Annotated in this window: 12 protein-coding genes; 8 read left to right on the forward strand and 4 right to left on the reverse strand. The window is 51.7% G+C overall.

All coding sequences use genetic code 11. The annotated features are described in order from the left end of the window. Nucleotides 1–560 precede the first annotated feature (560 nt). Together ABUA47_RS17165 and ABUA47_RS17170 are read right to left on the reverse strand one after the other, a co-directional pair. Nucleotides 561–752 carry a hypothetical protein gene (locus tag ABUA47_RS17165; protein WP_008665776.1) on the reverse strand — a complete coding sequence of 64 codons (192 nt, stop codon included), beginning with the start codon at nucleotides 750–752 and terminating at the stop codon, nucleotides 561–563. Then, nucleotides 739–1,323 carry a zeta toxin family protein gene (locus ABUA47_RS17170; RefSeq protein ID WP_016274187.1) on the reverse strand — a complete coding sequence of 195 codons (585 nt, stop codon included), beginning with the start codon at nucleotides 1,321–1,323 and terminating at the stop codon, nucleotides 739–741. Before ABUA47_RS17170 ends, ABUA47_RS17165 begins: the two co-directional genes overlap by 14 nt. A 349-nt stretch (nucleotides 1,324–1,672) precedes the next feature. On the opposite strand from ABUA47_RS17170, the gene ABUA47_RS17175 reads away from it, so the two are divergent. Both ABUA47_RS17175 and ABUA47_RS17180 read left to right on the forward strand, forming a co-directional pair. After that, complete coding sequence (locus ABUA47_RS17175) at nucleotides 1,673–2,908, forward strand: site-specific integrase (RefSeq protein ID WP_004291422.1); 1,236 nt, start codon at nucleotides 1,673–1,675, stop codon at nucleotides 2,906–2,908. Between the two features lie 11 nt (nucleotides 2,909–2,919). After that, the gene (locus ABUA47_RS17180) at nucleotides 2,920–3,282 is read left to right on the forward strand and encodes a hypothetical protein (protein WP_004291423.1); all 363 of its coding nucleotides are present in this window, start codon (nucleotides 2,920–2,922) and stop codon (nucleotides 3,280–3,282) included. A 77-nt stretch (nucleotides 3,283–3,359) separates the two neighbouring features. On the opposite strand, the gene ABUA47_RS17185 is transcribed toward ABUA47_RS17180, so the two are convergent. Together ABUA47_RS17185 and ABUA47_RS17190 are read right to left on the reverse strand one after the other, a co-directional pair. Further along, a complete protein-coding gene (locus ABUA47_RS17185) occupies nucleotides 3,360–3,665 on the reverse strand; it encodes a helix-turn-helix domain-containing protein (protein ID WP_004291424.1) in 306 nt (101 codons plus the stop codon). A gap of 31 nt (nucleotides 3,666–3,696) precedes the next feature. Beyond that, complete coding sequence (locus tag ABUA47_RS17190) at nucleotides 3,697–3,996, reverse strand: helix-turn-helix domain-containing protein (protein ID WP_004291426.1); 300 nt, start codon at nucleotides 3,994–3,996, stop codon at nucleotides 3,697–3,699. A 201-nt stretch (nucleotides 3,997–4,197) separates the two neighbouring features. On the opposite strand from ABUA47_RS17190, the gene ABUA47_RS17195 reads away from it, so the two are divergent. The 6 genes from ABUA47_RS17195 to ABUA47_RS17220 form a co-directional block, all read left to right on the forward strand. Next, on the forward strand, nucleotides 4,198–4,560 hold the full coding sequence (locus ABUA47_RS17195) for a helix-turn-helix domain-containing protein (RefSeq protein ID WP_004304264.1): 363 nt from the start codon (nucleotides 4,198–4,200) through the stop codon (nucleotides 4,558–4,560). 3 nt (nucleotides 4,561–4,563) lie between these two features. Next, complete coding sequence (locus tag ABUA47_RS17200) at nucleotides 4,564–4,914, forward strand: helix-turn-helix domain-containing protein (RefSeq protein ID WP_004291454.1); 351 nt, start codon at nucleotides 4,564–4,566, stop codon at nucleotides 4,912–4,914. Nucleotides 4,915–4,934: 20 nt separating this feature from the next. Continuing rightward, nucleotides 4,935–6,506: a DUF3945 domain-containing protein gene (locus tag ABUA47_RS17205; protein ID WP_004291455.1), complete on the forward strand. Its 1,572-nt coding sequence runs from the start codon at nucleotides 4,935–4,937 to the stop codon at nucleotides 6,504–6,506. A gap of 60 nt (nucleotides 6,507–6,566) precedes the next feature. Beyond that, nucleotides 6,567–8,654: a type IA DNA topoisomerase gene (gene topB, locus ABUA47_RS17210; RefSeq protein ID WP_004291456.1), complete on the forward strand. Its 2,088-nt coding sequence runs from the start codon at nucleotides 6,567–6,569 to the stop codon at nucleotides 8,652–8,654. Nucleotides 8,655–8,816: 162 nt separating this feature from the next. After that, nucleotides 8,817–9,269, forward strand: a complete 453-nt coding sequence (locus ABUA47_RS17215) for a DUF1896 domain-containing protein (RefSeq protein ID WP_004304266.1) — start codon at nucleotides 8,817–8,819, stop codon at nucleotides 9,267–9,269. Next, the coding region (locus tag ABUA47_RS17220; protein WP_349831811.1) for a hypothetical protein at nucleotides 9,259–9,635 on the forward strand (377 nt) is incomplete at its 3' end. The genes ABUA47_RS17215 and ABUA47_RS17220, both read left to right, overlap by 11 nt.

Genomic DNA, 9,635 nt, shown 5'->3' on the forward strand with positions numbered 1-9,635 from the left:
ATGACAATCTACTTATATGATACTATTTGTAATGGTAATATCCTGATTTGAAGGTGTTTAATTCTGTACTGATGTGCTATAATCATAACGTCAGGATCTTTTTTCTCAAAAACTAGAAGGGCTTTGTCAATATCTATCATTTAGTTGCTTTTTGTCAATTATTTACTCGTGTTGTTTATTCCATCTATGAGAATGTAAACCCTTATGTAAAATACTATTGAATTTATAATGGTTACATAAACACTATCCTACCTATTTATCCATTTTATGCATAGAACACCATGTAATTGTCTCTATCTTATAAATGGAGATTATTCCAAATACAAAGTAATTGGAGTAAAGAATTCTATAGCTATGAAAAACTACTGTTTGGAGCATGTCAAAAACGTAATGAGGAAATTTTCTTGTAAGAGAATATAGTCTACATAGAATAACGAAGACTGAGTGGATATATTTTTTATTATAATTCAAGGGAATAAAGAATGTACTTTTGTAATCCGCACTGGCTCTCGTGTCGTGCAGACAATTCAGGTTTGCAGTTTATTGAAGAGAGGATATTTCTATCGTTTCAGCTCTTCTCCATAAAGTCTACGCAGTATGATACGTGCCGGTACACTTTTAATCTCTCCATTGGGCAAGCCTTGTATAATGCATTCATTGCGCAATGCTTTTTCTTCAAGCATACGACGTTCGGCTAATGCCAAACCGAAATGTAACTTTTCGCTTAGTTCTTTTCGTTCATTCTCTGACATAACTTTGTATTTTATTAAATCGTTCAATGTGATGTATATGCATATCCATTCCTCGTCCACCTTCAGCAACAATTATACGGGGTGTTTCGCTATTATCTGCCAATAGCCAATAGTCCACACAAGGCATATAAATATTGAAAAAGTTATCAATACCTGCTTGATAACGCCGGAGCACAACCTCTTTGGGAATGTCGTGTCCACCATTACGTACACGTTGGGCTACACGCTGAATAGCCAAGTCGGGCGAACTCAGCCAGAAATATATTAAATTGACTTTATATCCTTGTTCTTGTGCACGATGGACAAGGCGAGTGTAAGATCTTGTGGCAAGTGTGGTTTCTATAGAAAAGTTTTGTTGATTTTTCAGCAATTCATTGATTCTTTGCAACATCAACCGTCCGGCTTCAATGGCCATACTTTCGGGATTAAAAGGAGATAATCCACGAGCTATTTCATCCGCATTGACAAACTCCTTGCATTCCAGAACATCCGGCAACACAGTATAAGATGCCGTAGTCTTACCAGCACCATTACAACCACTAATGATGTAGAGTTGTTTTTTAGAATCCATATTCATGCATTTATCTAATTGCAAAGTTACTACAAAAAAGTGAAATGCGGAAAGATATAGTGATAGAATTGAGTTACAAGGGTTTTGGTTGAAGTGGCGATAATCCGTGAAGCCATTACAATCCCTGCCGAAGCCAAATCCTGACGCCGCTACGTTACTTGTTCGTAACCATGCCCGAAAATGCGACAAACGGGTACGAATAGCGAAACAAGGCTCTAAGGAATAGTGAGTTATCCATAACTCATGCGAAAAATCAGGTTACGGAAAAAGATTGCGCCGTTCCTCCCCGTTTTGCGTACCAACACCGGACTCTTCACCAACTAATTTTGAAACCCAAAAATTAAGGACAATGAAGAGTACATTTTCAGTAATCTACTACCTCAAGCGTCAGGTAGTGAAAAAGGACGGGACAGTTCCCGTCATGGGACGCATCACGGTGGACGGCAGCCAGACACAGTTCAGCTGCAAACTGACTGTCGATCCGAAACTGTGGGACACCAAAGGTGGACGTGTCACGGGCAGAAGCACGGCGGCACTCGAAACGAACCGTATGCTTGACAAGATGCGGGTACGCATCAACAGGCATTATCAGGAAATCATGGAGCGTGACAACTTCGTCACGGCGGAGAAGGTGAAGAACGCCTTTCTCGGACTGGAACACCGCTACCACACGCTGATGCAGGTGTTCCGCCAGCACAACGAGGACTACGAGAAGCAGGTGGAGGCAGGCATGAAAGCCAAAGGCACGCTGCTGAAGTACCGCACCGTTTACAAGCACATGCAAGAGTTCCTCGACATCCGCTACCATGTGAAGGACATCGCCCTAAAAGAGCTTACCCCGGCTTTCATCTCCGACTTCGAGATGTTCCTGCGCACGGACAAGCACTGCTGCACCAATACCGTGTGGCTGTACGTCTGCCCGTTACGGACGATGGTATTCATCGCCATCAACAACGAGTGGCTGACGCGCGACCCGTTCCGCGAGTATGAAATCAAGAAGGAGGAAACAACACGCAGTTTCCTGACCAAAGATGAGATCCGCCTGCTGATGGAGGGGAAACTGAAAAACGCCAAACAGGAATTGTACCGCGACCTCTACCTGTTCTGCGCCTTCACGGGGCTGTCGTTCGCGGATATGCGCAACCTTACGGAAGAGAATATCCGCACCTACTTCGACGAACACGAGTGGATAAACATCAACCGCCAGAAAACGGGCGTGGTGTCCAACATCCGCCTGCTCGACATCGCCAACCGCATAATCGGCAAATACCGGGGACTGTGCGGGGACGGCAGGATATTTCCCGTTCCGCATTATAACACGTGCCTTGCCGGTATCCGTGCCGTCGCCAAGCGTTGCGGCATCACCAAGCATATCACGTGGCATCAGAGCCGCCACACGGCAGCCACGACGATATTCCTCTCCAACGGTGTTCCCATCGAAACGGTCAGCTCCATGCTCGGACACAAGAGCATAAAGACGACGCAGATTTACGCAAAGATAACCAAAGAGAAGCTCAATCAGGACATGGAGAACCTTGCCGCAAGATTGAACGGCGTCGAGGAATTTGCAGGTTGCACCATCTAAAAAGAAAAGCCATGAAACGTGACACAATCATCATCGAGGACAAGGCAGTCAGCGTAACCGGTAACGACGTGTGGATGACCGCCACCGAAATAGCCGGATTGTTCCATACGACCGTCCCGGCAGTGAACGCCGCCATCAGAGCCGTCCGCAAGTCGGACGTGCTGAACGACTACGAGGTGTGCCGCTACATGCAGCTTGAAAACGGGCTGCACGCGGACGTGTACGCCCTTGAAATCATCATCCCGGTCGCTTTCAGGGTGAATACCTACAACACCCACCTGTTCCGCACATGGCTGGTGGGAAAGGCACTCTCACAAGAGAAACGGCAGACATACGTGATGTTCATACAGAACGGAAAAGCCGGGTATTGCTGATTGCACATACCCCATAAGACAAGTAAACGGGTAGCACCACAAAAGGTGTCACCCGTTTACTTTTTCATGAAACCGCCTCACTCCAGCGGCTTGCGGTAGTTCGCTTCCAGTACCCCGCGCAGCCCCGTTTCCGGGTAAAGCACCTTCCCTCCCAAAAGTATGAAGGGCAACACGCGGTTGTTGCGGTATTCCTGCAAGGTGCGCCGGCTCACACGGAGCAGTTCCGACACCTCGCCGTCCGTCAGGTAACGTTCCCCGTCCAGCGGAGGACGGTAGCTTTCCAGAAATGCGGACAGCCATTTCGAGCCTTTGCGCATATCCTGCACCACAGAGGCTATCGGCTCGTCTTCCATCGTAAAAACATCGTTGTTCTCGTTCATCATAACTTCGGATTCAGTGGGTGAATAAATCAAATCATCTGCCGTGCGGATAGAGCGTGCCGACAAGCGGTATCAGCCGCTTCACCTCCTCTGGCTTGTAATAGAACCTGCGGTTTATCTGCGAGTAGCCGATAAGCCGCCTGTCACGCAGCGTCTGCAACGTGCGCGGGCTTATTCTCAACTGCCCGCAGACCTCCTCGCCCGTGAGCCATCTTTCCATGCGCCCCGTGTCGCTTTTGCGCCTCAGGGCGGCGACCTTCTCCGAGAGTGCGCCGAATGCCGCCACCATCATCTCGAAAGTCTTTTTCTCGATAGATACTATTTCCATATTCATGTCATTTAGAGTTTGCCGCAAAGGTAACGAAACGGCATACAAGACGTATCGTTTTCCGCTGAAAGGCTGCCTGTTGCGCCGTTTGACCGGGTTACGGAGCCATCTTCCGCAAAAATCTTACGTGAGTCACGTAGTGAGTTGTTAAAGCCCCTTTTGTTTATTGCCGAATTTTGTCGCAGAAACAAAAAGAAAGGACTGAACATGAAAGTGATAACAATGGAAAGTTCCGCCTACAAGGAGATGATGGCGCAGATTGCGAACATCGCAGGGTACATCCGCGAGGCAAGGGACGAGAAGAAACGGAAGCGGGAAACCGAAGACAAGCTGCTTGACACGGCACAGGCGGCGAAGATGCTCAACGTGAGCAAGCGCACCATGCAGCGTATGCGCACCGACCACCGTATCGAGTATGTGGTGGTACGCGGAAGCTGCCGCTACCGCCTTTCCGAGATACTGCGGCTATTGGAGGACAACACAGTAAGGAACGAGGAAGGGACAATAGACACCCTGTTCCACAACCACACGCTGCGCACGGGCGGCAAACCAAAAGGAAGGAGGACATAGGTCATGGAACTGCTCACACGAAACAACTTCGAGGGCTGGATGCAGAAGCTGATGGAACGGCTCGACCGTCAGGACGAACTGCTGCTGGCGATGAAGGCTGAGGGGAAACAGCCCACTATCACGGAAAGCATCCGCCTTTTCGACAATCAGGATTTGTGCATGTTGCTCCAGATAAGCAAACGCACCCTCCAACGCTACCGCAGCGTAGGCGCATTGCCCTACAAGACGCTGGGCAAGAAGACCTATTACAGCGAGGAGGACGTGCTGACATTCCTTTCCAACCATATCAAGGACTTCAAAAAGGAAGATATAGCCTTCTACAAGGCTCGTATCCATAATTTCTTTCATAAATAACCCATTAAAACATTTTTCAGATGGCAAAGAAAAAAGACGAAAAGGACGTGCTGGTAGTCCGTGACGAGAAGACAGGCGAGATCAGCGTGGTAGCCGGGCTGAACGCGGACGGCACACCCAAGCGCACCCCCGCAAAAGCGGAGAACGCGCAGAGTTTCCTGCAATTCGACCGACATGGCGACGTGCTGGACAACTTCTTCAAGAACTTCTTCCGGCAGTGCAAGGAACCCAGCCGCTTCGGTTTCTACCGCATTGCGGCAGACCAAGCTGAAAATCTCTTAGAGGTGATGAAGCAACTGCTGAAAGACCCCGAAGCGAACAAGGAGCTGCTCGCCCCTCACAAGGTGGACACCTCCGACTATGAGAAGAAGGTGCAGGAAGAGATGGCAGCACAACAGACAGAGAAACAAGAACCTCAAAAACAGGAGAACATGGAACAACGGAAAGAACAGCAACAGGACAAATCCGAACAGATGCAGGGCAAACGTGGCTACCAGCCCATCGACGAGAGTAAAATCAACTGGCAGGAGCTGGAGGACAGATGGGGCGTAAAGCGGGACAACCTTGAAAAGTCCGGCGACCTTACGAAGATGCTCAACTATGGCAAGTCCGACTTGGTAAAGGTCAAACCGACCTTCGGCGGCGAATCATTCGAGCTGGACGCCCGCCTCTCCTTCAAGAAGGACGGTGAGGGAAACATCAGCCTCGTGCCGCACTTCATCCGCAAGGAGCAGAAGCTGGATGAGTACAAGGAACACAAATTCTCCGACAATGACCGGAAGAACCTCCGCGAAACGGGCAATCTCGGTAGGGTCGTGGACATTGTGGACAGGGAAACGGGCGAGATCATCCCCTCCTACATCAGCATCGACCGCAAGACGAATGAAATCACGGACATTCCGGCAAGCAGGGTGCGCATCCCGGAGCGCATCGGCAAGACGGAAATCACCACGCAGGAGCGGGACATGCTCCGCGCCGGACTGCCCGTACGCGACAAGCTCATCGAGCGCAACGACGGCAGAAAGTTCGTCACCACCCTGCAAGTGAACGTGGAGCAGCGCGGCGTGGAGTTCGTGCCGGGAACCGGCAAGTCGCCCCGTACCGCACAGACACAGGAAACCAAAGGCGACACATCGAAAAGTCAGGCGCAGGGCGGGGAAAATGCCGCACAGACCAAGAAGGAGCAACGCCGCAACACGTGGACGAACGAGGACGGCAGCATCCGCCCCATCAGCAAATGGAGCGGCGTGAGCTTCACCGACCAGCAGAAAGCCGACTATGTGGCGGGTAAAGCCGTGAAGCTGGAGAACGTGACCGACAAGCAGGGCTTCCATGCCACGATGTATATCAAGTTCAACCCGGAGAAGGGACGCCCGTACCGCTACGACACGAACCCTGACAATGCACAGCAGGTTGCTCCGTCCAACGAGAGCCGCACGCAGGTGGCGGTGAACAACGATGGCAAGACCAACGAGGCTACAAAGAATCTGAGAGAGCCGTTGCAGAAAGGTCAGACCAACCCGAAGGACGCCCGCCAGCAACAGCAGCAGGAGAAGCCGCAGAAGAAAACGGGCAAGGGCATGAAAATGTAATCCCGTGTCCGCCACTGAATCCAAAATAAAATCCAAAGTATCAACAAAAAAGAAGAAGACATGAAGACAATCATTGCAGAAAAGCCCTCCGTGGCACGTGAAATCGCCCGCATCGTGGGCGCGACAAAGAGAGAGGAAGGATATTTCGAGGGAGGCGGTTATGCCGTGACATGGGCATTCGGACACCTCGTTCAGCTTGCCATGCCCGACGGCTACGGCGTGCGCGGATTTGTCCGTGACAACCTCCCGATTATTCCCGACACATTCACGCTCGTCCCCCGTCAGGTCAGGACGGAGAAAGGTTACAAGCCCGACAGCGGCGTGGTGTCGCAGATAAAAGTCATCAAAAGACTGTTCGACACAAGCGAACATATCATCGTGGCGACCGATGCCGGACGCGAGGGAGAGCTTATCTTCCGCTACCTCTACCACTATACGGGTTGCACCACTCCTTTCGTGCGCCTGTGGATCAGCTCTCTCACCGACAAAGCTATCCGCGAGGGACTGCGGAAACTCGAAGACGGCAGCAAATACGACAACCTCTACCTCGCCGCCAAAGCGCGGAGCGAATCCGACTGGCTCGTGGGCATCAACGGCACACAGGCGTTATCCATCGCCGCCGGACACGGCACGTATTCCGTGGGGCGGGTGCAGACACCAACGTTGGCTATGGTATGTGAACGCTACTGGGAGAACCGCCGCTTTACGTCCGAAGCATTCTGGCAGCTCCATATCGCAACGGACGGTTGCGACGGCGAAGTCGTGAAATTCTCATCCTCCGAGAAATGGAAAGAGAAAGAACCGGCGATGGAACTATATAATAAGGTAAAGGCGGCAGGTTGCGCCACTGTCACGAAAGCCGAGCGCAAGGAGAAGACGGAGGAAACTCCCTTGCTCTACGACCTGACCACGCTCCAGAAAGAAGCCAACGCCAAGCACGGCTTCACGGCGGAACAGACGCTTGAAATCGCGCAGAAACTCTACGAAAAGAAGTTGATAACCTATCCGAGAACGGGAAGCCGCTACATCCCCGAAGACGTGTTTGCCGAAATTCCCAAACTGCTCGCTTTCATCGGCACACAGCCCGAATGGAAAGACAAGGTGCGGGCAAAAGCCGCCCCGACACGCCGCAGCGTGGACGACGGCAAGGTGACAGACCACCATGCCCTGCTCGTCACGGGTGAGAAACCGCTCTTCCTCTCCAAAGAGGACAATACCATCTATCAGATGATTGCCGGGCGCATGGTCGAGGCATTCTCTGAGAAATGCGTCAAGGATGTGACCACTGTCACGGCGGAATGTGCCGGAGTGGAGTTTACCGTAAAAGGCAGCGTCGTGAAGCAAACCGGATGGCGTGCCGTCTATGGCGAGGAAAAAGAGGAAATTACCATCCCCGGCTGGCAGGAAGGCGACACGCTGACACCGAAAGGCTCGTCCATTACCGAAGGAAAGACCAAACCCAAGCCGCTGCATACCGAAGCCACCCTGCTCTCGGCAATGGAAACGGCGGGCAAGGAAATTGAGGACGACGCACTGCGGCAGGCGATGAAGGACTGTGGCATCGGTACTCCCGCCACACGCGCCTCCATCATCGAAACGCTTTTCAAGCGCGGTTACATGGAACGCTGCAAGAAGTCGCTTGTTCCCACCGAAAAAGGACTTGCCCTCAATTCCGTCGTCAAGACGATGCGCATCGCCGATGTTGCCATGACGGGCGAATGGGAAAAGGAGCTGGCGCGTATCGAGCGCGGGGAACTGTCCGACGACACCTTCCGCAAGGAGATAGAGGCGTACACACGTGAGATAACCTCCGAACTGATCTCGTGCGACAAGCTCTTCGGCAGCCGTGACTCCGGCTGCGCGTGTCCCAAGTGTGGCACGGGCAGGATGCGGTTCTACGGCAAGGTGGTACGCTGCGACAACACGGAGTGCGGACTGCCCGTGTTCCGGCTGAAAGCGGGACGCACCCTGTCCGACGATGAAATCAAAGACCTGCTCACCGAAGGGCATACCAAGCTGCTCAAAGGGTTCAAGAGCAAACAGGGCAAGAGTTTCGATGCTGTTGTCGCCTTTGACGGGGAATATAACACGACTTTTGTGTTCCCGGAGGCTAAAAAGGACAAGAAATTTTCAGGACGGAAGAAATAGTATTAACTTTGCCACTTGTTCAGAGTAATGAATTGTTCTTCGATACCGGATTACACTCATACTTTGGATTTAGTGGTGGCACTCGGAGGGATACCGAGTGCCTTTTTCTTCCTTTTTCCAACCGATTATCCCGTTAATTATCAATCCGCTAAATCCAAAGTAATGAACAACAAGAAGAAAAACGAGGGTCAGACCGACTTTTCCTATTACGGTCTGTACCTGCTGGACTATCTCCGCACGAACAAGTTTGAACAGGCTGACGACACCGCTTTCATACGGGAACGGGCCGACCGTGCCGCCGAAACGTATGAGAGGGCACGGCTTGAAGGCTATCCCGCCGATGGTGCGCAGGAACTGGCGATGGACACGCTGCTGCGCGGGCTGCATTATTCCCGTTACGCCATCCTCCGCGAAGTCGTGGAAAACGAGTTTGCCGATGAAGTGCCGGAAGAGAAGCGTGAAGCCTTTGTCCTGAAACTGCTGCCGCTTGTCGGCAACGTGTTCTCCGTCTATGACCTCTCGGATGACAATTTCGCCCTGTCTTCCGATTACGACCTGCTCTACACGGAGCTGACGGGAGCAACCGTCCTTTACTTAGACGAATATGGCGTTTAACCGCAAACAGAAACTGCGGGACAACATCGAGGCGATACGGACGGCATTCATCCTTGACAGGGAAAATAGGACAGCGACAACCGAAGAGCGTGCCATACTTCAAAGGTACTGCGGTTTCGGCGGTCTGAAATGTATCCTCAACCCTGCAAAGGAACTGACGGATGCCGTCCGGTGGGCGAAATCCGACCTCGAACTGTTCGCCCCGACGGTGGAGCTGCACAGGCTTATCCGTGAGAACAGCAAGGACGAAACAGAGTACAAGCGGTTTGTGGATTCGCTGAAAGCGTCCGTGCTGACCGCTTTCTACACCCCCAAAGAGATAACCGACACCATCGCGGACGTGCTGGCAGATTACAGCGTCCGCCC

The sequence above is a fragment of the Bacteroides sp. RTP31139st1_H2_RTP31139_211217 genome (genome assembly GCF_040227615.1).
GTDB classification, from domain to species: domain Bacteria; phylum Bacteroidota; class Bacteroidia; order Bacteroidales; family Bacteroidaceae; genus Bacteroides; species Bacteroides uniformis.

What these genes read in the sequence shown, in the direction of transcription:
- topB (WP_004291456.1), top strand. Translation starts at nt 6,567, where the DNA reads ATGAAGACAATCATTGCAGAAAAGCCCTCCGTGGCACGTGAAATCGCC.
- ABUA47_RS17195 (WP_004304264.1), top strand. Translation starts at nt 4,198, where the DNA reads ATGAAAGTGATAACAATGGAAAGTTCCGCCTACAAGGAGATGATGGCG.
- ABUA47_RS17215 (WP_004304266.1), top strand. Translation starts at nt 8,817, where the DNA reads ATGAACAACAAGAAGAAAAACGAGGGTCAGACCGACTTTTCCTATTAC.
- ABUA47_RS17170 (WP_016274187.1), bottom strand. Translation starts at nt 1,323, where the DNA reads ATGGATTCTAAAAAACAACTCTACATCATTAGTGGTTGTAATGGTGCT.
- ABUA47_RS17200 (WP_004291454.1), top strand. Translation starts at nt 4,564, where the DNA reads ATGGAACTGCTCACACGAAACAACTTCGAGGGCTGGATGCAGAAGCTG.
- ABUA47_RS17180 (WP_004291423.1), top strand. Translation starts at nt 2,920, where the DNA reads ATGAAACGTGACACAATCATCATCGAGGACAAGGCAGTCAGCGTAACC.
- ABUA47_RS17205 (WP_004291455.1), top strand. Translation starts at nt 4,935, where the DNA reads ATGGCAAAGAAAAAAGACGAAAAGGACGTGCTGGTAGTCCGTGACGAG.
- ABUA47_RS17175 (WP_004291422.1), top strand. Translation starts at nt 1,673, where the DNA reads ATGAAGAGTACATTTTCAGTAATCTACTACCTCAAGCGTCAGGTAGTG.
- ABUA47_RS17165 (WP_008665776.1), bottom strand. Translation starts at nt 752, where the DNA reads ATGTCAGAGAATGAACGAAAAGAACTAAGCGAAAAGTTACATTTCGGT.
- ABUA47_RS17185 (WP_004291424.1), bottom strand. Translation starts at nt 3,665, where the DNA reads ATGATGAACGAGAACAACGATGTTTTTACGATGGAAGACGAGCCGATA.
- ABUA47_RS17190 (WP_004291426.1), bottom strand. Translation starts at nt 3,996, where the DNA reads ATGAATATGGAAATAGTATCTATCGAGAAAAAGACTTTCGAGATGATG.